This is a genomic window from Nostoc sp. (assembly GCF_036917235.1).
Classification (GTDB): domain Bacteria; phylum Cyanobacteriota; class Cyanobacteriia; order Cyanobacteriales; family Nostocaceae; genus Nostoc.
Genome location: NZ_JBALDU010000104.1, coordinates 118,143 through 144,799 on the forward strand (window position 1 = coordinate 118,143; position 26,657 = coordinate 144,799).

Sequence of the window (26,657 nt, forward strand, 5' to 3'; positions counted from 1 at the left end):
CAGCTATGAGTTATGAATCAATTGCCTGTCTGTACAGTTGGAAAATTGTTCTGGCGATCGCACTTATTAGTCTACCTTTACCAGCGTTGTCAGAAAACAAACAGCTGAATAATTATCAACCACAAATTCTTCAGACAGAGATTAGCGATCGCGATCTGAAAATTATTGAGCAGTTAGTTGCGATCGCCCAACGTCAGTCTTCACATGTACAAAAGGCAAAAGCTGCAATGGGATGGGGTGCTTTCACCGATGTTTTAAGTGTTGAGTTTTCACCATCTCAAAGCACGATCGATTACAACTTACCCGATCTAGTATCTGAAAGTGAGCGCAGTTTTGCGATCGCCATGACAATTGACCCCATTAAAGTTTTGAGCATCATACAGCAATTACCGATAAGAGAAGCTCGCTGGCATGAAGTTAAACAGCAAAAACGAGTAGTAGTAGTACAGTACTACCTTGCTTACTTAAAAGCCCGTCAAGCGACGAAAATAGCTGCTTATCGAATGCAACAGCTTGCTCTGGTGGGAGCAAAAACTGAGCGGATTGCTAGCATGAATTCCCAAGTAACTTTATCCGATCGAGTTAGTCAAATGGCGAATCCTGATTATGTTGCAGCTGCAACGGAAATGCTAAATACAAACGCACGCGATCGCTTGGCATTAGAAGAACTAGCAGCTTGTGTTGGCTTATCTTCACAAGCAACAATTACACTGCTTGAAGCCAGTAATTTGAACAATGAGTAGATCGATTCCTTCATCAGCCAGAGGATTTTTATCATCCCTAACATTTCCCGTTGCGGGTTTAATTGTGGGATTGTTAATTCTTTTAACTTGTCTAATTTTCAGCGTTTCATTTGGCGCAGCAGATATTCCTCTGCATCAGATACTCACTGCCTTTATTCAATTTGACGGTTCCAGAGAACATTTAATTATTCAAACTGTTCGCTTACCGCGATCGCTTTTGGCAATGTTGGTGGGTGCAGCAATGGCTACTGCTGGTGCAATTATGCAGGGTGTGACTCGTAACCCATTAGCCGATCCTGGTATTTTGGGGGTAAATGCAGGTGCAGCTTTTGCTGTAGTCATTAGTATTTTTCTATTTGGAACATCCGCACCAAGTGTTTATATTTTGTGTGCGTTTCTTGGTGCAGGTGTCGCGGTTGTCAGTGTCTATATTTTTGCTTCTCTGGGACGTAACGGTATAACTCCTTTAAATTTGACAATTGCGGGTGCCGCTATTAGTAGCTTACTCTCTTCACTTACAACAGGAATTTTAATAGTCAGTCAGCGAACTTTGGAAGAAATTCGCTTTTGGTTAGCTGGTTCCTTGGCAGGTATGGATGAAGGTATTATTTTTCAAGTCTTGCCTTACATTTGTATTGGCACGATCTTGGCATTTGGTTTAGCAAGACAAATCACAATTTTAAGCCTTGGAGAAGATATTGCTAAAGGTTTGGGTCAACAAACTTTATGGATAAAAATTGCCGCTGCGGTCAGTGTTTTACTTTTAGAAGGTAGTTCCGTTGCTGCTGCGGGTTCAATTGGATTTATTGGATTAGTTATACCCCATATCGTTAGGTTTTTAGTTGGGGTAGATTACCGTTGGATATTACCTTATAGTGCAATTTTTGGCGGAATATTGCTGTTAGTTTCAGATATATTGGCGCGATTCTTAATTCGACCACAAGAAATCCCTGTGGGAATTATGACAGCTTTAGTTGGTGCGCCATTCTTCGTTTACTTAGCCAAATATCAAGTAAAAAAATGAAGAAAAATTCACTGATTTTTCGCTCTACAAAACTAGGATTTTCCTTTCGGATTCAAAACCAAGTTCCCAGCACTTTATTTATCTTGATAATTATCACATTAGCAGCGATGGTAATTAACACTTCTCTGGGAGAATACCCAACACCGCTATTAGCTGTAATTCAAACTGTACTGGGAATAGATACAGGAAATCCCGATTATGCTTTTGTAATTAATACTCTACGTTTGCCCAGAATCTTAACCGCTTGTTTAGTCGGGATGGCTTTAGCAATTTCTGGCACAATTATGCAAAGTTTAACTCGAAATTCTTTAGCTGACCCTGGAATTATTGGCATTAATTCAGGTGCAAGCCTTGCAGCTGTCAGTGTAATTGTATTATTACCAAATTTTCCAACAGGAATTTTACCTTTATCAGCTTTTGTGGGTGCGTTAGTTGCATCTTTATTAATTTACTTTTTAGCATGGGATCGGGGACTTCATCCCGTTCGCTTAATTTTAATTGGTGTGGGAATTTCGGCTGTAGCTAGTGCTTTTACTAGTTTAATCGTGACATTTGGTCAAATTGACGATGTAAGTCAAGCTTTAGTTTGGTTAGCTGGTAGCGTTTACGGTAGAACTTGGGAACAGGTTTTTGCTTTTTTACCTTGGATAGTTATATTTGTGCCTTTGGCTTTAATCAAAGCACCAGAATTAAATGCTTTAAATTTAGGAGATGATATTGCTAAAGGTCTAGGTAATAAAGTTGAATGGCAGCGCAGTTTATTATTATTAATTAGTGCAGCACTTTCTGGTGCAGCAGTAGCAACTGCGGGAACAATTGGATTTGTGGGATTAATTGCTCCCCATATTGCCCGTCAATTAGTAGGTGGAAATCATCAAGGTTTGATTCCAGTAGCGGGAATGACAGGAGCAATGATTGTGGTTTTATCTGATTTTATTGGCAGAATGATTTTTGCTCCTATCGAAATTCCTTGTGGAATTGTTACTGCTGTAATTGGTGCCCCATATTTTATTTATTTATTAATTAACAATCGAAAAAATAAGACTTAGTTTAGTATACTTAATACTCAGTAAATAGAGAAAAATTCTTTTTTAGGTGTAGCATTAATAAAAGCAAATAGTGTGATATTTTATGTCCGGGTAATTAGTTATGATTCCCATAGTACTTGCACCCTACGCGCCAGTTGCTCATGCCATGACCGCGCTGGCTCCCCTTAATTCACTATCTACCTGCGGGGAGGGAAACAAAGCGCTGATTTAGCGGGGTGGGGTTCTTTGGGTTTAATTAAGTAATCAAGCAGATATGATATTACATACTTACAAAATTATCGAAGATTCTCTTAAGTTTAATTATGTCAATGTCATTATTGAGCGATAATTTACATTACCAAATGTCAGCCAAGAATTTGACTTTAGGTTATGACAATATAACTATTATTAAGCATTTAGATTTAGATATCCCACCAGGAAAAATAACTGCTTTAGTTGGTGCAAATGGTTGTGGAAAATCTACTTTATTACGGGGTTTAGCAAGATTATTAAAACCTCGTCTCGGTACAGTCTATTTAGATACAACAGATGTATTTCAGCTATCAACAAAAGATGTCGCTAAAAAATTAGGGATTCTTACCCAAGGCCCCGTTGCACCAGAAGGATTAACCGTTCGAGATTTGGTAGCTTGTGGAAGGTTTCCTTATCAAAACTGGTTGCAACAGTGGACAAAAGAAGATGAAAGATTGGTAGAACTAGCGTTAGAAATTACTGGAATTAAATATTTGGCAGAACGCGAGTTGGATACTCTTTCTGGTGGACAGAGGCAACGTGCTTGGATTGCAATGGCATTAGCTCAAGATACGGATATTTTATTGTTAGATGAACCAACTACTTTTTTAGATTTGGCACACCAAATAGAAGTTTTAGATTTATTGTATGATTTGAATCAAAACCAGCAACGAACTATTGTCATGGTGTTACATGATTTGAATCATGCCTGTCGTTATGCTGATTATTTAGTAGCGGTGAAAGAAGGTGAAATTTTTGCTGTCGGTGAACCTAATTTAGTGATGACTGAGAAGATGGTAAGGGAGGTGTTTGGATTAGAATGTCGGATTATCCCAGACCCGGTTTCAGGGACACCGATGTGTATACCAGTGGGAAGAAAGGGGAGAAAATAGAAGCAACTCAAAACCTTACACAGCAGAATACAGTTCAGTTAAGCATTAATTCTTTCTTGTCTTGCAGAGTAGGGAATAAGTTTTCTGACTAGCAGCGATCGCAAAACATCTCGCAGATATGCAATGCTCTCTTCTGAAATTAAATTGCTGTATTTATTGCAGATATCTAATACAGTGGAGAGCGATCGCTCTTTTGGTGTAGATTGTGAATCTCTCCAAGAGATTACAGCGGTTTTCAAGTAATTGAACTACACCACTCCCTACTCCCCGTCTCAGTTCTGGTCTACAATCATTTTCTTGTAATCAACCCTCTAGATTGCTCCACTAGGCGAATAAACTCACCCCGATAGCCCTCCTGGTCTTCCCCCTTCCCTTGAGTTGCCAATTTCATCACCAAATCATAACTAGCATCTCCCTTATACTCAGAGTCACGCAACACCATCCCAAAGGTCGCTACCGCAGCAGCAAATCTCAGGTTTGTGGAGGGTATCTGGTCGGTTCTCAAATCATCATCTTGGATGGTTTGGGTAATTAGTTGACTGGTGCTGTCTTGAGGCGACTTATAGCGCAGTTTCACTTGCATCAACTCATTACCAGCAGCATCCGAGGCAGTTTCACCAGAACGCTGATACCGCAGAGGGTCTATCTCTGGGAGTTTCACATCGCTTTTTGTGCCAGTGGGAATTATTTCATAAAGCGCTGTCACAGAATGACCAGCCCCAATATCTCCTGCATCTTTCTTATCATCATTAAAATCCTGGTTTTGCAGCAGACGGTTTTCGTAACCAATCAATCGATATGCCTGAACTTTCGCCGGATTAAATTCCACCTGAATTTTCACATCTTTGGCAATGGTAAACAGAGTTCCCCTGAGATCGTTAACTAAAACCTTTTTAGCTTCCAATAAGGTATCAATGTAAGCGTAGTTGCCGTTACCCTTATCAGCCAGTTGTTCCATTTTTCCATCCTTATAATTGCCAGTGCCAAATCCCAACACCGTCAGGAAAATTCCCTGGTCTCGCTTTTGTTCAATTAATCGTGTCAGGTCGCCATCACTGGAAACCCCAACGTTAAAATCTCCATCGGTAGCTAAAATTACTCTGTTATTACCAGACTTGAGGAAGCTTTCTTTGGCTATTTTGTAAGCTAGTTCAATGCCCTGGCCGCCAGCAGTCGAGCCTCCAGCCTCTAAGCGGTCAATCGCCGCCAGAATTGTTGATTTTTGATTACCAGAAGTAGCAGGTAACACCAATCCAGCATTCCCAGCATAGACTACCAAACTTACCCGATCTTCAGGACGCAGTTGATTCACCAACAATTTGAGCGACTGTTGCACCAAAGGTAATTTATTCGGGTCATCCATAGAACCGGAGACATCAATCAGAAATACTAAGTTGCTGGGTGGTAAGGTTTTGGTTTCTAGGCGTTTACCTTGCAAACCCACCTGTACCAGCTTGTGTTGAGGATTCCAGGGAGCAGCAGCAACTTCAGTGGTGACGGAAAAAGGGCGTTCGCCTTTTGGTTGGGGATAATTGTAGGTAAAATAATTGATTAATTCCTCAATTCGCACTGCATCTTTGGGTGGTAATTCCCCTTGAGTAATAAACCGTCGCACGTTGCTGTAAGATGCTGTATCTACATCAATGGAAAAGGTGGAAAGGGGATCGTTACCGACGCGATGAAAGGGATTATCCTCAATCCGGTTATAGTTTTCTGTATTGAATCTCCTATCTGTTTGTGGTTCCGGGGCAACCCTGCCAATACTGCCACTTTGGAGTTTAGGCATATTCGCACGGTTAGCAACTTGATCCTGCACGGATGAGCCAGACGGAATACTAAGGGGTAGGGCTGTGGGTAAGGGTTGAGTCTTTCGGGTAGACTCAGTTTGAATACGTTCTCTGGTAGGCTGATTCGGAGTGATGGGACTACGAGTTTCCAATTCCTCTATCGGACTTTTTAGGGTTGCTAACTCCGGTGCAAATTCTGACTGCAAGCGTTGCAGAATTTTCATATCTGCTGGGGTAACTATCTTGGGATCAGTCGCTATTAGCTCATTGCTGCGATTCACACAGGCATTCAAGACTGTGGCAAACTCAGTCCGGGTTACAGGAAGAGTGCCAAAATTTTGGACGGGGACGACACAACTATACTGTTTTACCAATGCCTGGAGTGCTTGGTAGTCAGGGTGATTGGGTAGAATGGAAGTTTTTGAGGTAGAACTGGTAGGAGTCTGATTGGCTGGAACTGCGATCGTAGCAGACTGGCGTAAGAGCGCAATTCCTACTGACGGTATCAATAAAAACAATATTACAATACTGACTCGCTGCCACATTTTGGACGGAATCGGGTAAGACATGGCTAAATCCTCACACTAAATTTTTTCTGTCACATTTGACTATTTACCTAGAATAGTCCTGAGCAGCTTGGGATTTGATGACCGTTTCAGTTTTGGTAACTGTAATTTATACAACACTAACCATTCCCATCTCGCATTGGGGAATATAACAGTGTTTGTTGGTATCGGCTCAAAAAGCTGGATTAAGTAAATTACTTAGTTGCTTAACTCCAGATACTCATTTGTGACAAAGTTGGCGTGAAGTTTGGTGAAGTTGTATTAGTTGTAGTTAGGAAACATCAGAAATCGGGAAACCTGGAAATAAAGTTTTACCCAATAAATAAAAACTAATGGATAAACAGCAAGTTATAAAACTGTTAATTGGTGATTTGACTTGGCAACGGCTGGTCAAATCTTTAATCTTTATCTATCTATTTTTTGCCGCATTTGTATATTTTCGGGCAGATAGTATGATTTTTCTGTCTCAACCTTCTAGCTATCAGGATGATCCAACAATTCTGAAGTTAAGAAGTGGTGAAAATACGAATATCTCAGCTACATACTTATTGAACACTCAAGCTAAATATACTATTCTTTATTCTCATGGTAATTCTGAAGATTTAGGAGATATCAAACAGATTTTAGAAAAATTACACGCATGGGGTTTTAGTGTCTTTGCTTTTGATTATCGCGGTTATGGTACGAGTCAAGGAAAATCGACAGAAAGTCATACATACGAAGATATCAATAGCGCTTACAATTATTTGACCCAAAATTTAAAAATTCCGCCTGAAAGAATTATAGTTTTGGGGCGTTCGGTTGGCGGTGGTTCTGCGGTAAATTTAGCAATGCAGAAACCAGTAGGTGGTTTAATTATTGAAAGCTCGTTTATTTCCGCTTTTCAAGTAATAGTGCCTTTTCGGATTTTACCTTTTGACAAGTTTCCCAATCTAGACAAGATCAAAAAAGTTAAATGCCCGATATTGGTGATTCATGGAAAAGCAGATAACATAATTCCTTTTGCTCATGGAGAAAAGTTGTTTAAGGCTGCAACATCTCCAAAGCTTTATTTGTGGGTTGAAGAGGCAAACCATAACGATTTATTCTCGATAGCTGAAGAAAAGTATCGTCAAACTTTGCAGGAGTTCACTAACCTTGTCAAGGCAAATCAGCAATTATCCCGTCCCAGTAATTCGTAACTGCTCTTTGTGAAGTCGTTATTGAAACCTAAATAAATTCGGATGAAGTTATGATGTGTGACAAAAGTAACATATCCTAGCATCAGAGATTTCTGACAGAAATCTGTAAAATCAAAAATTCTACAAAGGCGATCGCATGAACAACGGTGTAATAATGCAGTATTACCATTGGTACATCTCCAATGATGGTACGTTATGGGACAAGCTGGATAAAACAGCCAATGAGCTAGCTAATGCAGGCTTCACTGCCTTATGGCTGCCGCCAGCTTATAAGGGCAGTGGTGGAACATGGGATGTTGGATACGCAGTCTACGATTTGTTTGATTTGGGTGAGTTCGATCAAAAAAATACTGTTCGGACAAAATATGGAACACGCGAGCAATACTTGAGAGCTATCAAAACGGCACAGGATGCAGGTATTCAAATCTATGCCGATGTGGTTTTCAACCACAAAGATGGTGGGGATGAAATAGAGCGCATCTCGGCCCAGGAAATGGATTGGAATGACCGCAACCGTCCAGTCAGCGATTGGTACGAAATTGCAGCTTATACAAAGTTCAATTTTTCTGGTCGTGGAGATAAATACTCCAGTATGAAATGGTTTTGGTGGTGCTTTGATTCATTATCATATAACGCAGATACCAAAAAGGCAGACAAGCTCTACCGTCTTAAAGATAAACATTTTGAGACGGAAGTTAGCTACGAACACGGCAACTACGATTATTTAATGGCCAACGACCTGGATACAGGTAATGACTTCGTGCGCGGTGAGTTGATGTATTGGGGGCGTTGGTTTGTTGACACCACAGGTGTAGATGGCTTTCGTATTGACGCTGTTAAACATATCCGCTCTACTTTTTTCCGTGATTGGTTAAATCACCTGCGAGTTCATTTTGGTGGGCGGGAACTGTTTAGCGTTGGGGAGTACTGGTCTCAAGATACCGATGCCTTACACGGTTATATTGCCTCTAGTGATGGGCGTTTGTCGTTATTTGATGTGCCCCTACATTTCAAGTTTCACCAAGCTAGTCGCCAGGGTAGTAGTTTCGATCTGCGATCGATTTTTGATAGAACCCTAGTTAAAGAACAACCTGCCCTAGCTGTTACCTTTGTCGAGAACCATGATACTCAACCTTGCCAATCTTTAGAGTCGCCTGTTGAACCTTGGTTTAAGCCCTTAGCCTATGCACTAATCTTATTGCGTCGCGAAGGCTATCCTTGCGTTTTCTATGCAGATTATTACGGGGCACAATATCAAGATAAAGGACGTGATAATACCCTTTACTCTCACCGTTTTTTGATTGACAAGTTCTTGAAGGCGCGTAGGGAATACGGTTTTGGCGACCAGCATGATTACTTTGACCATCCCAATACTATCGGTTGGACGCGCTTGGGTAATAGTAATCATCCGGGTGCAATGGCTGTAGTACTGACCAATAGCGCATCAGGGAACAAGTGGATGAACGTGTTCCGACCCAATCAGGAATTTTACGATGCCACGGGACATATAAACGATATCATTCACACCAATAACGACGGATGGGGAAATTTCCCATGTCCTGGTGGTTCAATATCGGTCTGGCTACAAAAATAGTTTGAATAGAAAACTAAGGTTAAAGAGGTAGATAGTAAAGAGTTTTCTCCACTATCTACCTCTTTGACAATAGTATTCAACGTAGAAGGGAGCAAAATTTTCAACAGGATTACGGAATTGAGATGACATCGCTTGAAGTCATAATCATCAGGACACAAAATGACTGCGTTCCCTGAATTTTTTGCTCGACTAACTCCAAGCAAGAAATTTGAAAACAGCCAAATAATTAAAGCTATTAAGGAGATAAATTAAGATGAGCGAGAATAATAACCCACAACCAAAAACAAAAAAACAACCTCCTAATACAATAGGAAAACCGCCTAAGACTGAGTTTATTAACTCCGAACAACAGCCCCCAAGATCAGAATTATTAGATAAATAATTACTTTTAACCCAACATATATCAAGATGTTGGGTTACGCAAAGCCTCCACCCAACCTACAATTTTTTTGCAAAATTTTAGCCTAGACAGTCCACTACAAGACTACCGAGATTTTTTCAGAAATCAAATATGATTCTTCTAGTGTGGAAACCAATAAGAAACTAGAAGTCTGACGAAAATATTCACTTGCTGCTATATTTTGGGAACCATTGGTTCCCATTTTTTTATCTCTAATCCCATTGCTTATTGATTCATTTATTTGATAAGGGCAAGCAAATAGTGAAACAAGTTCTGCCTGACTGCGACTCAAATGAAAGCGTACCGTGATGGCGATTTTCTACAATCCGGCGAACGGTTTCTAAACCAAGTCCTGAACCATGCCCCACTGACTTGGTAGTAAAGAAAGGTTCAAAAATGCGGGTTTTAATTTCAGGTGGAATTCCACTGCCAGAATCGATGATGTCAATATGGGCATAGCGATCGCAATGATGTGTTGTAATTTCTAGCAGTCCTTTACTATCCATTGCATCAATGGCGTTGTCAATTAAGTTCGTCCACACCTGATTCAGTTCACTGCCATAGGCAAGGATTTTTGGAAGACTTCGATCGTAATTGCGTTGCACTTGGACACCGCACTTGAGTTTATGAACAAACAATCGCAAGGTATCTTCCAAGCCTTGATGTATATCTACTTCTTGCTGAGTGCCTTGATCGAGGTAAGAATAAGACTTCATCGCTTGCACAAGTTCCGAAATCCTCTCAGATCCTCGCAAACCATGTTTAATCATCGACATGACTTCAAAGGAAAGCGCTAGCCAGTGTAATCCCATTTCTCGCAATTCCGTGTCGTCGTTGCGCCAACGTTCCATAAGTTGCTCTAGGATTTCAACCTCAACACCACCTTCTGCTAAAGGTTCTGCTAATTTCCATGCTTGGTTTACACCATAGTCTTCTAACCATTCCAGCAATATGGCTTCGCGATCGCTTAGTGTCACCGGATCTATGCGATTATTCAAAATCGCTTCATGGCCTAGATCGCGTACTCTCAACCAGTGTTGAGTATGGGCTTCGTCAACATTGCGTTGCCCATAAACTAAGTTCATCCGTTGTAACTCTAGGATGGCGCTTGGCATTTCTTTTAAAGTCCGAACCAGGGCTGCGGCTGGGTTGTTGAGTTCATGAGCTAGACCGGCAGCAAGTGTCCCTAAAGCTGCCATCTTTTCTCGCCCACGAATGAAAGACTCTAGTCCCCGGACACGACCTTGCATAATTCGGAATACCATCCGCTCAAAATCACGACATTCATGCAGCAGTTTGCGGAAATCTTCTCCTTTCATTTCATAGATGTGGCAATTCGTGAATGCCCGCATTGTCACAGGTGCAGGTTCATCTGTGAGTACTGGAATTTCACCAAAAAAGGATGGGGCTTCGTGTTGCCCGATGGGAATTTCCACTCCTTCACTGCGGCGGGTGATGTTGATTTTACCTTTGACTAAGATAAATAAGCGACATACAGGGTCTCCCTCATGGGACAACACTTCTCCGGCAGAAAGTTCAACTGTTTGAGTGCGATCGCAAACCCACTGCAATCGCTCTTTGGGAAGTTGTTGAAATGGGTCTAAGTTGATTAATTCCTCAACACATAACATCGATTAACCTCCTTGAGGGGGCAGGGGGGCAGTAGGGATAAGAAAGTAGGGTTATAGAGTTGTGTTTCTCTGTGGAGAATTATTAGCTTAAATAGTTGAAGAAGGCTTTAGTCTCAGTTTATCAGAATACGCAAAAAACCCGATCCGTATATGCGGTGGGGATGGATGGCGGCCCGATCGCTCAAAATTTATTAAACCCAGCAGAACGACGATAAAGTAACCAGATAAACAGGGGTGAACCCAGCAAGGCAGTGACGGAACCTACTGGTAGTTCTACTGCTCCTAGTCTAGAGAGTAAATCTGCAAAAGTGAGTAACCATGCACCTGCAAGGGCGGAAAGTGGTAAAACAAAGCGATGATCTGTACCAACAATCAGGCGGACACCGTGAGGGACAACAAGACCAACAAATCCAACTAAGCCACTGATGCTGACTGCACCTGCGGCTAATAGAGTGGCGACACCACCAATTAACAGGCGCGATCGCGTCAACGAAAGCCCTAAACTCATAGCTAAATCATCTCCCAAAGCCAGTATGTTTAGCGATCGCGCCAGCAAGCATCCCCCGATCAATGCAACGATGATGTAAGGCCCAGTCGTAGCAATTTCTTGCCAACCCCGTCCATTGAGACTACCAACCAGAAAACTGAGCGCAATTTGAATTTGCCCATCTTCAGCTAAAAGCAGCAATGTACTTTGTACAGCACCAAATAAAGAACTCACCGCCACTCCCCCTAAAATCAACCGCTCAACAGAAATTCCTGACCCCGAACGACCGAGTAAAATAACGATCGCGGCAGTTAAAATCGCTCCTATCCATGCTGCTAAGGGAATTGCGATCGGGAATATGTGGCACACAATCATCAGAATTACAAGTAGTCCCGCACCCGCTGAAATGCCCAAAATAAATGGATCGGCAAGACTATTACGTAACATTCCTTGCAGCAACGCCCCTGACATTCCCAAAGCTGCGCCGACAACGATCGCAGCTGTAATGCGTGGGAGACGTAAATCCCAGAGAATTGTCTGTTTAACCGGATCGCCTTTGTGGAGTATGGCTTGCCAAAATTCCGACATATTTAAAGGTACTGCTCCTTGAGAAAGCGACAGTGCTAGCGTTACCACCAATGCTGTACCAAAGAGTAAAACAGCCCAAAATACGCGGTGTTCAGTAAAAATTGTCTGAAATGGTCTAATCAAATTTCGCGATCCTTTCTCCAAAACAGTCCGCCTGAGCTTCCAAAATTTCTTCGTCACTCAGTTAATTTTATCTACCTCCATAAGCTAATGAGCATTTAAGTTGCATAAATCCAGGGCTGAAGCCCTTACCACGAGCGAGTCAGTCTGGAAAAATGAATGACGATTAGCTTAACATCAGCCCTTATCCCTACCTTCTTGTGGCTGAAAGTGTAATTTGGTCTACTATGGGTTTCTGACTCTTGGATTTCCCATCGTTTTTCCCCTTGATGCACCTGTTGACAAGCTTACCTTTTTCTTAAGTTGTCACCAATAGTGAGGAATGCAAAAGAGCATACAACACTTTACATTACATTTTGGGCGTTGCTGAATTAAGGGATGATTCTTGTGGGGTGGGCATCCTGCCCGCCCGGAAATACAAGGGACGCTCATGTTGCCCATCCCACAAAAATAGTGAAATCATCCGGCAAATATGCAACCCCACATTTTGAAGTGCAAAAAGTGGGTTAAAGCATGGAGTAAAACGATTCTCGGTACTACTCTTAACCATATACGAACTAGTAACAGAGCCATTCTCGATGGCTCTGTTAGAGTAGGATTGTTAGAAGCACCTGGGTCTTTTTCAGCCAAGATGATCCCCGGACAAATTTAGCGGGGAGCAATACTAAAAAGCACTATTAGACTAATTTCCGGTTTGGGTTCCACCGAAAAGACCCGTATTGTATAAATTCCCCAGAGCAATATTTATTTTTTATCTCTAGAAGCTCCTATTCAATTGTCTGTTCGTTAGTCAATCCTTGCCCAACAAAGAATAACTTTTAACTGATTACTCCTGAAAGCGGGTGCAGTATTGTTAAATGAAAACTATGTCTGGTTTCAGTTTTCAGATACCGTTCTTGCAAAGGTTGCCACTGCTGCCACGACTGGTAACGATTTTCAGTTAACAAATTAGCAAAGGTGGGTAACTGAGTCTGAATTTCTGACTTGTATACATCTGTAAGCCAGTCAGTTAAAACAGCACTATCTTGCATCGTACCCAAAATTTCTTGGATATTTTTTACTTCTGTAATATAAGCTTCGTAAGACTCGCCATATAAGTCAGTAAACAACTCCATTTGATAGCGTATACGTTTAGCTTCTTTTCGCAAACTATGAAGACTTTCACCTTCTGTTGTCAATTGTTTTTCTATCTTTTTTGCTTTCCAGTTTTTCTGGATTTTCACTTCTGATTCTACAACTTCAGTACCAATTAGCCAACCCGGATGCAGTAAGAAGTTACTCACTTCTGGCAAAAGTAAGTCTGGTAGCACTTGCTGAATCGAAACAGATGCCAAAGGTTGATAACTAGGTTTCTCTAACCACTTATCCAATGCATCTTTAAGAGACTTGTAAGATTCATCGTTTAATGTTTTCTGCACACTCGATTCTACATCTTCACGTTGTTTAGCCAAAGCTGTAAAAGCTGTTTGCAGAGATTCTTGCTCTTTGCGGGGTAAGTTTGGTTTATAAGTGTTTTCTAAACTTTCTTTGAGTACGTCTAAATCTCGCAGATTACCAAGACGACGGGCTATTTTACCAATATTTTTATCGCTGATTGGTTTCGATACATCCACCGCTAGCCCAAACCGAGTTACCGCTGTCCGTAGGCGGCGCATTCCCACTCGCATTTGGTGCAGCGCTTCTGGATCTTCATCTTTCTTGACTGATTTTTCCCACTTAAAGGTTTTCTTAAAGTGTTTTTCAATCGCTTGGTAGGCGTAGTCACCGAGAGTTTTTACTGTGGGTTGTGTGGCTAATTTCATAATAGGTCTGAATGATTACCTCATGAAGTTATTGCATAATAACAATATTATTTAAAAATTTGCATCTACTTTTGATATTTTTTTTGCCATGAGGATTGGCAGGTTGGCTTATGACTATTGATAGTTGCATACTCTTTTATAAATATACAATATCTATACAAAGGTTGAAATCGCAGTTCACCCGTCGATTTATCAGCTATATTTATGCCATAAAATCACATACTATAATAGCATGGCTAACATTTTTGCAACTCTCAATATAATTTAAAATGCCAAAGTTAGATTTGCTAAATCAAATTTTATTGACTTTCGTAGATTCTTTTAAAGAACATAGAGAAGACTTATCAGCAGTGCTGCTAACACATCAGAAGTATTTATGGTTGGGGTCAGATGAAACCTCAACTATTGAGTGTCTATCTTTGGTTGATACTGATAAATTTACAGATCATCAACAATTTCGAGTAGCAGAATTTATCAATTTACCTGCACCAGAAGATAAAGAAATTGATATAGAAGGACTGGCTTACACTGATTATTACTTATGGTTTGTTGGTTCTCACAGCTACAAACGCAAAAAATTCAAACCTGAAAATACAGATGCCAAAAACTTTAAAAGGCTCGGAAAAATTGAATCAGAACCTAACCGTTACCTCTTAGGACGGATTCCTCTAATAGATGGTAAGCTATTCTCATCTTGCCCACACCCCGACAAGCCAGATGTGCAATTGAATGCCGCTAAATTAGAGGTGACGAATCAGGGTAATTTGCTAATGACAGCTTTAGCAGATGATGACCATTTAGGCTTGTTTATTCAGGCAGCAATTCCCGGAAAGGATAATGGCTTTGATATTGAAGGAATAGGTATTTATCAAAACCGCGTCTTTCTAGGTTTGCGCGGCCCTGTATTGCGGGGTTGGGCTATGGTACTGGAAATAGAGTTAGAAGATTCTACCCCTGGACTGATGAAACTAAAGCAAATTGGGGAAGTGAAGGAGTTATATAAAAAGCATTTTGTCTGGTTGAATGGTTTAGGAATTCGGGATTTGTATGTAGATGGCAAAGATTTGTTGATTTTAGCTGGGCCAACGATGGATTTAGATGGGCCTGTGCAAGTTTATCGCTGGGTAAATGGTGTAAATTTGCGAGAAAATGTCTTTAGCAATCCCGATTTTGTGCAAGATATTCCCTATGGGAATCGGGAAGATCATGCTGAGGGAATGACGCTGTTTCAGGATGTAGCTGGCATACCTTCGCTATTGGTAGTTTATGACTCTCCAGCAAAAAGTAGGCTGGTGGGTGATGGTGGTGTAATTGCGGATGTGTTTAAGTTGGGCTGACTTCAATTTTGGATTTGGGATTTTAGATTGTTAAATGTTAGTAGAAATTGCTTGTACGGGACAGGTGGGAATACACTGTTCGCAGACGATGCAGCGCGATCGCGTGAATGTCAACTTGTACGTCTCTGGCTGGAGGGTGAGGGCTTCGGTAGGACAAACCCCAGTACACAAGCCACAGTGGACACATACATCCTCGTCGATCGCAATTTCGCCTAATGTCGAAGAAACATTAACATTACGCGATCGCATCCACTCAATCGCCGCATCTAATTGATCGATGTCTCCCGATAATTCCACTACCAGTTTGCCAATTTGATTTGGGGCAACTTGGGCGCGGATAATATTAGCAGCGACGTTGAACTCTTTGGCCAGTACGTAAGTGACTGGCATTTGCACGGCGCGTTTCGGGAAGGTGAGTGTTACTCGTTTTTTCACAGATTTAGCAGAGGGTTTTTTCTGTTGTAGCGTATTGAGAGTTTTATCAGTCCTTTTTTTACGGTAAGTTGCACGAACCAGCAAGGCAAGAGAAGGACACTGCTCCTACCTCAACATACATAGCACCATTTCCAAAAATCTTTACAACACATAAACCCAAAATTTTTGCCATTAGCCCTTAAATGAACCATATTGAGGGAAAAGTGATTTAAAAGCTTTTTAGGTGTTAAAGAACACAATGGGTAAAAATAAATTCAATTGTTGTTGAAATATCTAATATAAACAAACAATTTAAATAAATTATAACTTGGTTCCCAAATTTAGCTATTTACTACAATTTAAATTGACTAATAACCTTTTTTTATAAATATGAATAATTTATATTTATATCTATGCAATAAAATTAATTTAATATATATTAATAAAATTTAATATATATTATCTGAACTACTCGATACTGTAAAATAAGCAGTGGATTTTGTCGATTAACAAATTAAATCTTAATTTGGTTATTTTTGGTAATTAAGACCAAAAAAATTGGACATAATCAGCATTTTCATTTCACCAAATTAATATTACGGATGGGTCTAATTGACAAACCACTCATTTTGGTATTATTGCTTTTTCTTCTTCGGTATCACTCTTGCCCGATACTTTCTGATTGCTGGGGGAGCATACTTGCTCTTTTATTTAGTTCTAGGGAAGTCTCTTGCCAACAAGAGTTTGCGTTTGAAACCGTTGATGAGTTGTTCCATTAAAAAGGATATTGAATTATCAGTAATCTCCACAGTAGTTTTTGCTATTTCTGGAGCTTTTATGATCTCAGAGTATAATTTGGGAGCAACACTGTTATACGCTGACATCTGGAAATACGGACTATGGTATTTAATAGTTAGCTTTATGGCAGTGCTAATTCTTCAGGATACTTACTTTTATTTTATCCATCGGATCTTTCACCACCCTCGAATTTTTAGATGGATGCATTATGGACACCATCGTTCAGGAGAGCCAACGCCCTGGAGTTCCTCTGCCTTCGACTTACCAGAAGCGATCGTACAAGCACTTTTTTTTGTAGGTGTAAGCTTCATAGTTCCGCTGCATTTCGTCACCTTAGTTGCCGCACTTATAACTATGACAGTATGGGCAGTGTTTACCCATCTCGGATTTGAGCTATTTCCCTCCTCATCTAAAAGTTACTGGATTGGAAAGTGGCTTATTGGTTCTATGCATCATTCCATACATCATCGCAAGTATAAAGTACACTACGGTTTGTATTTTACGTTCTGGGACAAACTGCTTGGTACTGAAGATCCTAATTATGAAAACGAAACCCACACAAGAGAGTTTTAACTATAGCAGTCCTAAATAATTTGTGAAATATTTTTCTGTTGGCTGTCATTAGTCAGTAGTCATTTGTCCTTTGTAATCACAAATGACTCTTGACAAATGACTACTGACTATTTAATTTTTGTCGAATTTTCAAGCTTGTTTGGATTCACCCAACGATTGACAAATTCGTTGTTATGTTTGTAAACCTTGATTTGCACTTGCTTGGAACTTAACTTGACTATTTCGGCGGGAATTCTTTGGACATCGCTAGAATCAGTGCGGGGCTTGTAAAGCCAAATGACTTTTTGCCCAACTTGAAAGTTGTTAAGATTGCTAGTTAAAGAAAGTGTACTTTCTGCCCAAGAGGGGAAAGCAACTGCTAAGTTGATCAAAAGTACTAAGACCACTAGAGTGATTTGAAAAAGTTTCATAATCATTGCACTTGTCTTAGGTTTCATGGGGCAATCAATCTGCTGCTCTAGCATTTAGTTATTGTCCTTCTTTGGGTTCTCAAAGTTGAAAGATCGGTATATTAAAACTTTTTTAGGCTATTTAGTAAAATTTAAAATGTCTACTGATTTCAGGATAAAACGACTTATAGAATAAAATCAAATAGTCTTATTTGTTAAAACGATAACTTAGATTTATATATAGAAGATTGTGTTGCCAAAATAGGTTTGAGAACAAATGGAATAGCTGAAATTTAAGCAGCCCAAAAAATCGAGGCAGGTTCCAAACCCGCCCCAACATCTGATATTCTACGCCCAACGGCTGTTGCTACAGGCTTTAAACTATCAACTAAATGCACCATATCTTCTAAAGAAAGTGCTTGACGGGCATCAGAAACAGATTTTTCTGGTTCTGGGTGACATTCAATAATTAATCCATCTGCACCGCAAGCGATCGCAGCCCTAGCCACAGGTGCGACCAACTCCCGTTTGCCGACGGCATGAGAAGGATCTACAATTACAGGCAAGTGAGTTATTTGCTTGAGTGCTGCCACTGCCCCTAAATCTAGGACGTTACGGGTGTAATCGTCGAAACTGCGGATACCTCTTTCGCACAACACCACATCAGGATTTCCGTGGCTAAGGATATATTCAGCAGCCATGACAAATTCTTCAATAGTCGCTGCTAAACCACGTTTGAGCAGTATTGGTTTACCAGCTTGTCCCAAAGCTTTGAGCAAGTCAAAGTTTTGCATATTGCGGCTACCAACTTGCAGCATATTAGCGTGGGCGGCGACTACTTCAATTTGAGAAATTGACATTACCTCCGTGACAACTGGCATATTGTAATGCGATCGCACCCTGGCTAAAATCTCTAATCCTGACTCTCCCATACCTTGAAAAGCGTAGGGAGATGTGCGGGGTTTGTAGACACCGCCACGCAACCCATGTACTGATGCAGTAGATAGCCTTTGGGCGACTATCTCCATTTGTTCTAAGCTTTCAACAGTGCAGGGGCCGCCGATAATTACCAGTTCTTTACCGCCGAAAGCGACTTTTTCCGAAATCTTAACGATTGTCTGATGGTTTAGATGAGCTTGTGCAGCAAGTTTGGCATTAATCATGGTTATATTCTCCTGAAAAATTAAGTATTGGGAAAGAGGAGGCAGGAGGCAGATCGCTTTTAGCGTCTCCCCTTGGGAGAAGGCAGAAGGCAGGAGGCAGGAGGGGGCAGAAGTTATTTGATTTTGAATTTTGAATTGATTTCTCCCTTGTGCCTCTATTCCGCTTCTCAAATAACAACAAAAAAGCCCGAAACCAAGAGTTCCGGGTGCGTTCTGATTCATTGGCATGACGCTATTTACCCGGAATTTATTCTGGGCCAAAAGTAAAAGCCATAAAACCAACTAATGAAATAAGTCATGACAATGAAATTCTCCTTAAAAAAACAAAAACCGCAGAGTTTGCTCTGCGGTTCACCGGGCGGTTTCCATTAGGAAACTTAATTCACCCCCGGTGAACCACCCTCAACCAAAAATAAAAGTAGGAATTTGTGTTAAGCATTTGCGGACTTTTTGCTGGAAAACTTAAGAAATATAGGTATCTAATGCAAAGCTAGCAAAAAGAGTGGGCTTTGTCAAGACCTGCACAAACTATAAAAAAACGATAGACTCAGTACAACTCTGGGGATTAAGACTAATGACGCTTTGCACAATTCAAAATCACGCTCTGTCCTGATTATACTAGTTGCTTATTTGCGTAGACGAAAAAAGCGGCTGGTCATTAGACATCACAATAGTTATATAACCTCAGAAGGAAAAGCCAGGATTGAGAAGTTAAAATATATAATTCTCCTGACTTCATCTTACGAAAGCTTATTGCAGGGAATTGACAACTGCCATACATTATTACCCAAGTTCTCATTGACCAGATCAATTTTTTAGGATCATCTGTCTCATTATGCCCAGTTCCAAAATCTTAACCCAATCTTTCGACTATTATGGAGCTTACCCCTGCCCAGTCTGTCGAATAGGTAAGATTTCTCACATGCCATTGATGGAAGCTATGGCTTGTGACTTTTGCCAAGAGATTTTTACAGTCAACTTAGAGCAACAGCAAATCAAGATGCCTTCTAGGCAACCACCTTTAACTTGGCGTTGGAATGGGTTTAGTTGGACAGAAGGCCAGTTGGAAGGTGTGGAATTAGGTTGGGGTTATGGATTAGCAGCAGCAGTTTTTATAATTCTTCCCACCACTCTAATTGGCATAGTAGCTTACTATTTTCCTGCTAATCTGAAGGAACCCATTACCTGGATGCCATATATTTGGACAATATTAACCTTCCTATCACATTTATCAATTATTGTTTGGATTTATATTGAAGTCTATCAGATTCCAGTTGCAGCATATTTTAGAGCGATCGCTCGATGGAGAAATGGAGAGATGGGGAGATGAGAAATCAATTAAAAATTAAAAATTAAAAAACTTCTGCCTCCTGCCTCCTCTTTCCCAATGCCCCATAATCCATAACAAATGATGCAGCGGATAAATGACTCCATCACTCATAATTAAGTTGATTGTCCACCAAAATATCGTATGAGCGATCTGGAGCGGTACTATAGAGTTTTAGAATTAGAGCCTGGGGCTACACTTGAAGAAGTGAACCAGGCTTACAAAGATTTAGTCTTTGTTTGGCATCCCGATCGCATTCCCAAAGACAATCTCCGTTTACAGCAGAAAGCGCAAGACAAGCTGAAAGCTATAAATGAAGCTCGTGAAAAGTTGCGTTATTTAAAAACCAAACATCAAACCACACATCAAACCACACATCACTCACCGCCACCTCAACAGGAAAAACCATCTCAAACAATCCAGAAACCACCAAAGCAAAACTCAGACTTGAGTGGCAAAGACTACAGTCGGGCAAATTTGAGCAATAAAGACTTATCTGGTAGAAATCTAAGTTATGCCAATTTGAGCGGTGCTAATCTTAGCGATACTTTTATGCACAAAGTCAACCTTAGAGGTGCAAATTTATCTGAAGCAAATTTATTTCGGGCAAATCTACTTTTAGCCGATCTCAGGGAGGCGAATTTACGCGCTGCTAATTTGATTGGAGCGGATCTTAGTGGTGCCGACTTGCGAGGAGCCGACCTGACGGGAGCGCGGATTCGCTCTGGTGAGCGGCTTCTGGTTAAATTAGTTGGGACTAACTTAGCAGGGGCAATTATGCCTGATGGTTCAATTTATCAATAAGTGAGGTTGTGCCACAACACCAAAACCCTCATTTAGAGACGCGATTTATCGCGTCTTAAAAGGCAAATTATCTACACCAATAACCCTTAAGTGAAACGTATTGGTGCATAAATAACTACAAGTCGGGAATCTGACCTAGCTTTATCCATCCCTACAACCTACGTGTAAAATTGAATATATACATCAAGGCTTTTAGGCATTGTGAACTTTTTTATCGGTTGTGCTGTTTGGGCATACAAAGGTTGGGTAGGCGAACTCTATCCCCAAGGTACTCGCACTGCCGATTTTCTCCATCTCTACAGTCGTCGCTTCACCACTGTAGAAGGTAACACCACCTTTTATGCCGTGCCTAACCAAGAAACTGTAACCCGTTGGGCTACCGAAACACCAGCAGGTTTTGAATTTTGTCTAAAATTACCGCGAGATATTACCCATCAAGGGTTGTTACAACCTTATATTCCAGCTGCTTTAAAATTTCTAGAGGGGATGCGCCCTTTAGGTAAGCATCTTGGCCCAATTTTTGCCCAGTTACCACCCAGTTATGCACCTGCATTACTTGACGATTTGACCAACTTTCTAGAAGCTTGGCCGCATACAGAAGCACCCCTAGCAGTGGAAGTTCGCCATCCCGACTGGTTCAAGGAACCCCATGCTAGTAATTTGACGGCACTTTTAGAAAAGTTATGTGTCGGACGGGTACTGTTAGACTCGCGCCCCATTTACGCTGGAGATGATGACCCGCAGTTGCAATCGGAACGGCGCAAACCTAAATTACCGTTGCAATTGAGTGTGACAGCACCTTTTACTCTGATTCGGTTTATTTCTCATCCGAATTTATCAGTGAATCAGCCATTTATGGAAGAGTGGGTAAGGCAGATTCAGCAATGGTTACAGATGGGAGTGCGAATTTATTTCTTTGTCCATTGTCCAATAGAAGTGCGATCGCCCAGCACAGCCCGTCACTTCCAACAGCTATTGGAACAGAGTGGTACACCAATTCCACCCTTACCTTGGAATAACCTTGAGCATCCCCCCAATCAACTCAGTTTATGGTGATCGTATTTAGTAGATAATTGGGGTTGTAATACTTTTCTGTTAAAGAAAAATTTTTCAGAGTAGTTCCATCAAAGGAGGTTGAGATGAGTCGTCTTCTTTATGAAAAATCAGTCTCATATAAAGGATATCTCATCATTCCATTTATTTTTGGCAAGGCGGATAATTACGAAATTTATTCGTATAAATTGCTATCTGAAATTGGGCACAGAAGCCAATTTCATAAAGCAGAAAATCCAGCAGAAATCTATGGAGGTGACGTTAGTAAGATTATTGATACTGCTAAAGAGCATATCGATCAAAATTCCGAGTTTGTTCATCGGGGGGATAGTTTTAAGTCTCGCTATGTTTATCGGAACAATTTGATTATCATCTTTCAAGAAGGAGACAAATATTTTTATGACCATTACCCACCAGAGTTATTGAATAATATTGCAGCTCCAAAGTTATTCAAATCTGAATATGAATGTCTGAATTGGATTAAACAAGGGTTTGATGGGCGACATGTGCGGCAAAGAGTGATTTGAAGCAGGTAGGAGTATTTGCATTTGTGTATTACAGCTATTTACTTGAAAATAGCTGTAATTTAGAATTTTGCTTTGCAGCATTATTTAAATGTCTGCAATCAACCTTGATTTATTGCGCTTGGCTCCATGTAGATAATTTCCCAAATGTGGCCATCTAAGTCAGCAAATCCATGTCCATACATAAAACCGTGATCTTGCGGTTCATTGTAGGTTGTTCCACCAGCGGCGACAGCCTTGCGAACTATTTCATCAACTTGTTCTCGGCTATCAGAAGATAAACACACAAGCACTTCTGTGCTTTTTGTGGCATCACAAATTTCTTTGGGAGTAAACGTCTTAAACTTTTCATGGGTCAAGAGCATGACGAAAATGTTTTCGGACACAATCATACAGGTGGCAGTTTCGTCAGTGAATTGAGGATTAAACTCAAAGCCGAGTTGAGTAAAGAACTCGATCGATTGATTGAGGTTTTTAACTGGCAGATTAACGAAAATTTGAGTACTCATGGGTTCTTCTTTTGAATTATTGCACAGTGAAAGATCGGCGAAAAAGCGCTGAGGTTTTACAGGGAAGAGGCCCATAAGCGCCTCCCCACAAATCAAGCAGTCTTCTGGCAGTTGACCATCCACGGAATGCCAAATTGATCGACCAACATACCAAAGCGGACAGACCAAAAGGTTTGATCGATTGGCATCTTCACTTTTCCGTTTTCTGCCAGGATATGAAAGATGCGTTCTGCCTCCGCTGGCTCGTCAACGCTGATTTGCACGTAAAAGCCTTGGGGTGTTTCAAAATATCCAGGCGGGCTGTCAGACCCCATCAAGAGGCGATCGCCTAGATCGAGGCAGACGTGCATGATTTTGTCATGCCATTCGGCAGGTATATGCTCGGCTGAGGGGGCATCAGAGTGGGTCAGCATCATGACAATTTTGCCGCCAAGACAGTGTTCGTAGAACTTGAACGCTGCTTCACAGTTGCCGTTGAACATGAGATAAGGATTGAGTTTCATGGCGTTGGCTCAGTAGATTAGGCTATGGGTTGAGCGTGAATACAGCTTGAGAGGTCTGTGGATCGAATGGAACCGAGAGATGTTCGTGTAATATCTGCCATTCGCCTTGATTTTTCTGGCAGACAGCGGTGACGCGCATCCACGTCTGCATTGCCGGATGGTCTTGGGTTCCTGTGAAGCGAAATAGCCAATGTGCAACAGCTAAGTCTTCACTAACGGTAATCTTGAGGTCTCGTGTTTCAATCTCAAAGGTGTCGGGCAAGTAAGGCAAACATTCTTTCCACACTTGACTCCAAGCATCTTTTCCTTGGGTTTGGAAGGGAGGTTTAACATCGAAGACGATGACCTCGGTGGCATAGCGGGACATGATTTGCTCAACATCCTTGGCGCAGATAGCGCGTTGTTGCTCGGCAATTAGTTGGCGAATCTGAACTTCGTGCGATCGCGCTTTTAGTTGTCATTGTCATCTCTCCTTTTGGGTTGAGGTTGAGTGCAGTTACGAATTCTCTGGCAAACCTGCAACTTCAATCACAGGTCGAATTTCAACAGTCCCGACGCGCGCGCCTGGAATCCGCGCGGCGATCGCGATCGCTTCGTCGAGATCCTGAGCATTAATCAGAAAAAAACCGCCCAATTGTTCGCGAGTTTCTGCAAACGGCCCGTCAGTTACTAGCGGTTTGCCGTCGCGTACCCGAACGCTGGTTGCAGTTGCGACAGGGTGGAGTGGGGCGGTCGCGAGATACTGTCCCTTCGAGTTGAGTTGTTGTGCCAGTTGCGCGGATTCTACATAACAATGTTCCCGCTCGGTTTGGCTCAGGGCATTTTCCTCCAGGTAAATCAGCAGTAAATATTTCATGGGGTTGGTTGTCTCCTTTATTTACCGTTGTTACTTCCCTTTGTGAGTAAGTCGAACGGTGCTGACTCAAATCGACACTCCGCCACAAATTTTTATCGTTTAGTACGATCTGGGTATACCTCCCTTGTTTCCCTTTGTTAGTAAGTCGAACGGTGCTGACTTAAATCGACACCTCGCCAAAAATTTTTATCGAGGAAAAGAGAAAACCTGCCACCTGCCTTCTGCCCCCTGCCTCCTTCAATTCAGGTATGATCCCAAACGCAAAAACAGACGTAAACCAAGCGATCGCCTCCCTTTACCGGGCTGAATGGGGGCGGATCGTCGCTATCCTTATCCGGTTGGTGGGGGATTTCGATGTGGCTGAAGAAGCGGTACAGGAAGCCTTTATAGCCGCCGTGAATCAATGGCAGTCCAGCGGCGTGCCCGATCTCCCCCGTGCGTGGATCGTCAAAACAGCCCGATACAAAGCCATCGATCGCCTCCGACGGCGGACACGCCTGACGGAAAAATTGGAATGGTACGCCGCCTCCGGGTTAATCCCAACCCGCGAGGAGCCAACTTACGACATAGACGAAATTCCAGACGATCGGCTGCGGCTGATCTTTACTTGCTGCCACCCAGCACTGGCGATCGAGGCGCAAGTTGCTTTGACGCTGCGGATGCTGGGCGGACTGGAGACAGATGAAATTGCGCGGGCGTTTCTCGTACCTACGGCAACGATGGCGCAACGGTTGGTGCGTGCTAAACGCAAGATTCGGGATGCAGGTATTCCCTATAAAGTGCCGGACACAACCGATCTGTCTGTGCGGGTAGATGCAGTGCTGACGGCGATCTATCTGATTTTCAATGAGGGCTACGCGACGACTAGGGGCGAGACGATGGTGAGGGCTGACCTCTGCACAGAAGCGATTCGGCTGGGTCGCCTCGTAAGGACGTTGATGGCACCGCAACCGCCCTCAGAAGTAACTGCACTCTTGGCGGTGATGTTGCTGCACGACTCCCGACGCAATGCCCGTTTGGATGAGGTAGGCGATCTGGTGTTGCTCGAAGATCAGGATCGTGGTCGTTGGAACCAACAGCAGATTGCTGAGGCGCTACCGCTTGTTGAGGAGTCACTGCGGGGTGGAACTGGCCCGTTTGGAGTACAAGCTGCGATCGCCGCACTACATTGTCAGGCAGCACAAGCAGAAGAAACCGACTGGTTACAAATTGTCCGCCTCTACGATTTGCTCGAACGCTTGCAGCCCTCGCCAATTGTGTCGCTGAACCGGGCGGTGGCGATCTCAATGATCGAGACTCCTCAGACGGCCCTCGAACTCATTGATGGGCTTGCTTCCCAACTTAATGACTACCATCTATTTCATGCCACCCGTGCCGAGATGCTGCGCCGCATCGGAGCCTCAGCGTCAGCCGCAGAGAGCTACGCGATCGCGCTCATGCTGGTTACAAATGACAGCGAACGCCGCTTTCTGGAGCGTCGGCTGCGCGAAGTTCAGCCCTAACGTCCAGTATCACTGAACATACAAAGAATTCAATCTACTCGGTTGATACGATAAACGAAGCAGTCATCGTCACCAAATCGTCGAAACTCGACAAATTGGAAACCAAGACGTTCATAAAAGCGGTGGACGCGGGTATTGCCAGCAAGTGGATCGACGAGTACAGCTATCACTTGCGGGTCAGCAAAACATCAAGCAAGTGCAAGCTGCATCATTTGGGTTCCATAGCCTTTGCCCAAATCACTCTCTTCCCCAATCCAGATATCAATAGCGCGAAGATTCGCCGGAGCATCACCCCAGTAGTGATTATCCTCACGTGCCGGATCGATGATCTGAATAAATCCGATGGGGCGAGCATCAATTTCAGCAATCAATTGTTCTCTCCATTCAGGAGCGCGGTCAAGTTCTATCTCCCAGCCCCAGTCATCGTTAGGATCGGATTCTACTACATGAGGTTGCTCATCCCAATGTCGCAGCAGATCCAAATCAGCAAAGGTAGCAGGGCGGAGATTTATCCTCATCGGAGGTGGTACGTTATAGTTCATGGCTTTACTCAGGTTAGTTAGCACTTACCTACTCATATTTACCGTGGTGTAACCAAATACCAAAGGATAGGGAAATTTTACCAAGAAGCGATCGCAGAGTGAAGATATATACAAATCTAAAGACTTTATTAAATAGCTACCCAGGTAGAAAACGGGTAGTTCTCCGCTATCTTTCAGCAAGCAATTCAGGGATGATTAATTCTATAGAAAAGCGCTAGCAAAAATTTTAGGCTGGCATTTAATAAACCGCATATAAATCAAAGCCCT

28 protein-coding genes are annotated in these 26,657 nt (G+C 42.1%); 14 read left to right on the forward strand and 14 right to left on the reverse strand.

The window, feature by feature from the left end:
* Positions 1 to 5 precede the first annotated feature (5 nt).
* The 4 genes from V7K44_RS30030 (at position 6) to V7K44_RS30045 (ending at position 3,940) form a co-directional block, all read left to right on the forward strand.
* Positions 6 to 743 carry a hypothetical protein gene (locus V7K44_RS30030; protein WP_334937255.1) on the forward strand — a complete coding sequence of 246 codons (738 nt, stop codon included), beginning with the start codon at positions 6 to 8 and terminating at the stop codon, positions 741 to 743.
* Entirely contained in the window at positions 736 to 1,767 is a 1,032-nt protein-coding gene (locus V7K44_RS30035) for a FecCD family ABC transporter permease (RefSeq protein ID WP_334937257.1), read from the forward strand. Before V7K44_RS30030 ends, V7K44_RS30035 begins: the two co-directional genes overlap by 8 nt.
* Positions 1,764 to 2,816 (forward strand): FecCD family ABC transporter permease, encoded by a 1,053-nt coding sequence (locus V7K44_RS30040; RefSeq protein ID WP_334937259.1) that lies wholly within the window; start codon positions 1,764 to 1,766, stop codon positions 2,814 to 2,816. Before V7K44_RS30035 ends, V7K44_RS30040 begins: the two co-directional genes overlap by 4 nt.
* 308 nt (positions 2,817 to 3,124) lie before the next feature.
* Positions 3,125 to 3,940, forward strand: a complete 816-nt coding sequence (locus tag V7K44_RS30045; RefSeq protein WP_334937261.1) for an ABC transporter ATP-binding protein — start codon at positions 3,125 to 3,127, stop codon at positions 3,938 to 3,940.
* A gap of 38 nt (positions 3,941 to 3,978) precedes the next feature.
* Here V7K44_RS30045 and V7K44_RS30050 read toward each other — a convergent pair whose 3' ends face one another.
* Both V7K44_RS30050 and V7K44_RS30055 read right to left on the reverse strand, forming a co-directional pair.
* On the reverse strand, positions 3,979 to 4,179 hold the full coding sequence (locus tag V7K44_RS30050) for a hypothetical protein (RefSeq protein ID WP_334937262.1): 201 nt from the start codon (positions 4,177 to 4,179) through the stop codon (positions 3,979 to 3,981).
* A gap of 50 nt (positions 4,180 to 4,229) precedes the next feature.
* A complete protein-coding gene (locus tag V7K44_RS30055; protein ID WP_334937264.1) occupies positions 4,230 to 6,296 on the reverse strand; it encodes a vWA domain-containing protein in 2,067 nt (688 codons plus the stop codon).
* Positions 6,297 to 6,625: 329 nt separating this feature from the next.
* Here V7K44_RS30055 and V7K44_RS30060 point away from each other — a divergent pair, with 329 nt between their 5' ends.
* Both V7K44_RS30060 and V7K44_RS30065 read left to right on the forward strand, forming a co-directional pair.
* Complete coding sequence (locus V7K44_RS30060; protein ID WP_334937266.1) at positions 6,626 to 7,474, forward strand: alpha/beta hydrolase; 849 nt, start codon at positions 6,626 to 6,628, stop codon at positions 7,472 to 7,474.
* A 136-nt stretch (positions 7,475 to 7,610) separates the two neighbouring features.
* Positions 7,611 to 9,068 carry an alpha-amylase gene (locus V7K44_RS30065; protein WP_334937268.1) on the forward strand — a complete coding sequence of 486 codons (1,458 nt, stop codon included), beginning with the start codon at positions 7,611 to 7,613 and terminating at the stop codon, positions 9,066 to 9,068.
* 633 nt (positions 9,069 to 9,701) lie between these two features.
* Here the strand turns inward: V7K44_RS30065 and V7K44_RS30070 are convergent.
* Positions 9,702 to 11,099, reverse strand: coding sequence for an ATP-binding protein (locus V7K44_RS30070; RefSeq protein WP_334937270.1), 1,398 nt, complete (start codon positions 11,097 to 11,099; stop codon positions 9,702 to 9,704).
* Between the two features lie 181 nt (positions 11,100 to 11,280).
* Positions 11,281 to 12,297 (reverse strand): FecCD family ABC transporter permease, encoded by a 1,017-nt coding sequence (locus V7K44_RS30075; RefSeq protein WP_334937272.1) that lies wholly within the window; start codon positions 12,295 to 12,297, stop codon positions 11,281 to 11,283.
* 469 nt (positions 12,298 to 12,766) lie between these two features.
* Here V7K44_RS30075 and V7K44_RS30080 point away from each other — a divergent pair, with 469 nt between their 5' ends.
* Positions 12,767 to 12,946: a hypothetical protein gene (locus tag V7K44_RS30080; protein WP_334937274.1), complete on the forward strand. Its 180-nt coding sequence runs from the start codon at positions 12,767 to 12,769 to the stop codon at positions 12,944 to 12,946.
* A 166-nt stretch (positions 12,947 to 13,112) separates the two neighbouring features.
* Here the strand turns inward: V7K44_RS30080 and V7K44_RS30085 are convergent, their stop codons facing one another.
* Entirely contained in the window at positions 13,113 to 14,096 is a 984-nt protein-coding gene (locus V7K44_RS30085; protein ID WP_334937276.1) for a CHAD domain-containing protein, read from the reverse strand.
* Positions 14,097 to 14,365: 269 nt separating this feature from the next.
* Between V7K44_RS30085 and V7K44_RS30090 the strand changes: the two genes are divergently transcribed.
* The gene (locus tag V7K44_RS30090; RefSeq protein ID WP_334937278.1) at positions 14,366 to 15,433 is read left to right on the forward strand and encodes a DUF3616 domain-containing protein; all 1,068 of its coding nucleotides are present in this window, start codon (positions 14,366 to 14,368) and stop codon (positions 15,431 to 15,433) included.
* Between the two features lie 30 nt (positions 15,434 to 15,463).
* Here V7K44_RS30090 and V7K44_RS30095 read toward each other — a convergent pair whose 3' ends face one another.
* Entirely contained in the window at positions 15,464 to 15,868 is a 405-nt protein-coding gene (locus tag V7K44_RS30095; RefSeq protein ID WP_094347724.1) for an NIL domain-containing protein, read from the reverse strand.
* Between the two features lie 591 nt (positions 15,869 to 16,459).
* Here V7K44_RS30095 and V7K44_RS30100 point away from each other — a divergent pair.
* A complete protein-coding gene (locus tag V7K44_RS30100) occupies positions 16,460 to 17,218 on the forward strand; it encodes a sterol desaturase family protein (protein WP_099100838.1) in 759 nt (252 codons plus the stop codon).
* Positions 17,219 to 17,325: 107 nt separating this feature from the next.
* Here V7K44_RS30100 and V7K44_RS30105 read toward each other — a convergent pair whose 3' ends face one another.
* Together V7K44_RS30105 and aroF are read right to left on the reverse strand one after the other, a co-directional pair.
* A complete protein-coding gene (locus V7K44_RS30105; RefSeq protein ID WP_094347947.1) occupies positions 17,326 to 17,628 on the reverse strand; it encodes a hypothetical protein in 303 nt (100 codons plus the stop codon).
* Between the two features lie 272 nt (positions 17,629 to 17,900).
* Complete coding sequence (gene aroF / locus V7K44_RS30110) at positions 17,901 to 18,770, reverse strand: 3-deoxy-7-phosphoheptulonate synthase (RefSeq protein WP_334937282.1); 870 nt, start codon at positions 18,768 to 18,770, stop codon at positions 17,901 to 17,903.
* An 835-nt stretch (positions 18,771 to 19,605) separates the two neighbouring features.
* On the opposite strand from aroF, the gene V7K44_RS30115 reads away from it, so the two are divergent.
* The 4 genes from V7K44_RS30115 to V7K44_RS30130 all read left to right on the forward strand — a co-directional run bounded on the left by V7K44_RS30115 (position 19,606) and on the right by V7K44_RS30130 (position 22,481).
* On the forward strand, positions 19,606 to 20,100 hold the full coding sequence (locus V7K44_RS30115) for a hypothetical protein (protein WP_094347731.1): 495 nt from the start codon (positions 19,606 to 19,608) through the stop codon (positions 20,098 to 20,100).
* A gap of 141 nt (positions 20,101 to 20,241) precedes the next feature.
* Entirely contained in the window at positions 20,242 to 20,901 is a 660-nt protein-coding gene (locus V7K44_RS30120; RefSeq protein WP_334937284.1) for a pentapeptide repeat-containing protein, read from the forward strand.
* 201 nt (positions 20,902 to 21,102) lie between these two features.
* A complete protein-coding gene (locus tag V7K44_RS30125) occupies positions 21,103 to 21,957 on the forward strand; it encodes a DUF72 domain-containing protein (RefSeq protein WP_334937286.1) in 855 nt (284 codons plus the stop codon).
* Positions 21,958 to 22,040: 83 nt separating this feature from the next.
* Positions 22,041 to 22,481: a hypothetical protein gene (locus V7K44_RS30130; RefSeq protein WP_334937288.1), complete on the forward strand. Its 441-nt coding sequence runs from the start codon at positions 22,041 to 22,043 to the stop codon at positions 22,479 to 22,481.
* A gap of 98 nt (positions 22,482 to 22,579) precedes the next feature.
* On the opposite strand, the gene V7K44_RS30135 is transcribed toward V7K44_RS30130, so the two are convergent.
* From V7K44_RS30135 to V7K44_RS30150, 4 genes are all read right to left on the reverse strand, one after another.
* A complete protein-coding gene (locus V7K44_RS30135; RefSeq protein WP_334937290.1) occupies positions 22,580 to 22,987 on the reverse strand; it encodes a VOC family protein in 408 nt (135 codons plus the stop codon).
* A gap of 92 nt (positions 22,988 to 23,079) precedes the next feature.
* The gene (locus V7K44_RS30140; RefSeq protein WP_334937292.1) at positions 23,080 to 23,490 is read right to left on the reverse strand and encodes a VOC family protein; all 411 of its coding nucleotides are present in this window, start codon (positions 23,488 to 23,490) and stop codon (positions 23,080 to 23,082) included.
* A gap of 22 nt (positions 23,491 to 23,512) precedes the next feature.
* The gene (locus tag V7K44_RS30145) at positions 23,513 to 23,917 is read right to left on the reverse strand and encodes a YybH family protein (protein WP_334937345.1); all 405 of its coding nucleotides are present in this window, start codon (positions 23,915 to 23,917) and stop codon (positions 23,513 to 23,515) included.
* Between the two features lie 69 nt (positions 23,918 to 23,986).
* Entirely contained in the window at positions 23,987 to 24,346 is a 360-nt protein-coding gene (locus tag V7K44_RS30150; RefSeq protein ID WP_334937294.1) for a YciI family protein, read from the reverse strand.
* Between the two features lie 248 nt (positions 24,347 to 24,594).
* Between V7K44_RS30150 and V7K44_RS30155 the strand changes: the two genes are divergently transcribed.
* Positions 24,595 to 25,848 carry an RNA polymerase sigma factor gene (locus V7K44_RS30155; protein ID WP_334937296.1) on the forward strand — a complete coding sequence of 418 codons (1,254 nt, stop codon included), beginning with the start codon at positions 24,595 to 24,597 and terminating at the stop codon, positions 25,846 to 25,848.
* A gap of 29 nt (positions 25,849 to 25,877) precedes the next feature.
* Here the strand turns inward: V7K44_RS30155 and V7K44_RS30160 are convergent, their stop codons facing one another.
* Complete coding sequence (locus V7K44_RS30160; protein ID WP_334937298.1) at positions 25,878 to 26,018, reverse strand: hypothetical protein; 141 nt, start codon at positions 26,016 to 26,018, stop codon at positions 25,878 to 25,880.
* 18 nt (positions 26,019 to 26,036) lie between these two features.
* Complete coding sequence (locus V7K44_RS30165) at positions 26,037 to 26,390, reverse strand: GNAT family N-acetyltransferase (RefSeq protein ID WP_334937300.1); 354 nt, start codon at positions 26,388 to 26,390, stop codon at positions 26,037 to 26,039.
* Between the last annotated feature and the right edge of the window lie 267 nt (positions 26,391 to 26,657).

Coding starts and splice junctions, on each gene's coding strand:
- V7K44_RS30150 (WP_334937294.1), bottom strand. CDS start 24,346: ATGAAATATTTACTGCTGATTTACCTGGAGGAAAATGCCCTGAGCCAA.
- V7K44_RS30070 (WP_334937270.1), bottom strand. CDS start 11,099: ATGTTATGTGTTGAGGAATTAATCAACTTAGACCCATTTCAACAACTT.
- V7K44_RS30130 (WP_334937288.1), top strand. CDS start 22,041: ATGAGTCGTCTTCTTTATGAAAAATCAGTCTCATATAAAGGATATCTC.
- V7K44_RS30090 (WP_334937278.1), top strand. CDS start 14,366: ATGCCAAAGTTAGATTTGCTAAATCAAATTTTATTGACTTTCGTAGAT.
- V7K44_RS30080 (WP_334937274.1), top strand. CDS start 12,767: ATGCAACCCCACATTTTGAAGTGCAAAAAGTGGGTTAAAGCATGGAGT.
- V7K44_RS30045 (WP_334937261.1), top strand. CDS start 3,125: ATGTCATTATTGAGCGATAATTTACATTACCAAATGTCAGCCAAGAAT.
- aroF (WP_334937282.1), bottom strand. CDS start 18,770: ATGATTAATGCCAAACTTGCTGCACAAGCTCATCTAAACCATCAGACA.
- V7K44_RS30060 (WP_334937266.1), top strand. CDS start 6,626: ATGGATAAACAGCAAGTTATAAAACTGTTAATTGGTGATTTGACTTGG.
- V7K44_RS30030 (WP_334937255.1), top strand. CDS start 6: ATGAGTTATGAATCAATTGCCTGTCTGTACAGTTGGAAAATTGTTCTG.
- V7K44_RS30115 (WP_094347731.1), top strand. CDS start 19,606: ATGCCCAGTTCCAAAATCTTAACCCAATCTTTCGACTATTATGGAGCT.
- V7K44_RS30155 (WP_334937296.1), top strand. CDS start 24,595: ATGATCCCAAACGCAAAAACAGACGTAAACCAAGCGATCGCCTCCCTT.
- V7K44_RS30065 (WP_334937268.1), top strand. CDS start 7,611: ATGAACAACGGTGTAATAATGCAGTATTACCATTGGTACATCTCCAAT.
- V7K44_RS30035 (WP_334937257.1), top strand. CDS start 736: ATGAGTAGATCGATTCCTTCATCAGCCAGAGGATTTTTATCATCCCTA.
- V7K44_RS30140 (WP_334937292.1), bottom strand. CDS start 23,490: ATGAAACTCAATCCTTATCTCATGTTCAACGGCAACTGTGAAGCAGCG.
- V7K44_RS30120 (WP_334937284.1), top strand. CDS start 20,242: ATGAGCGATCTGGAGCGGTACTATAGAGTTTTAGAATTAGAGCCTGGG.
- V7K44_RS30055 (WP_334937264.1), bottom strand. CDS start 6,296: ATGTCTTACCCGATTCCGTCCAAAATGTGGCAGCGAGTCAGTATTGTA.
- V7K44_RS30135 (WP_334937290.1), bottom strand. CDS start 22,987: ATGAGTACTCAAATTTTCGTTAATCTGCCAGTTAAAAACCTCAATCAA.
- V7K44_RS30165 (WP_334937300.1), bottom strand. CDS start 26,390: ATGAACTATAACGTACCACCTCCGATGAGGATAAATCTCCGCCCTGCT.
- V7K44_RS30085 (WP_334937276.1), bottom strand. CDS start 14,096: ATGAAATTAGCCACACAACCCACAGTAAAAACTCTCGGTGACTACGCC.
- V7K44_RS30040 (WP_334937259.1), top strand. CDS start 1,764: ATGAAGAAAAATTCACTGATTTTTCGCTCTACAAAACTAGGATTTTCC.
- V7K44_RS30105 (WP_094347947.1), bottom strand. CDS start 17,628: ATGAAACTTTTTCAAATCACTCTAGTGGTCTTAGTACTTTTGATCAAC.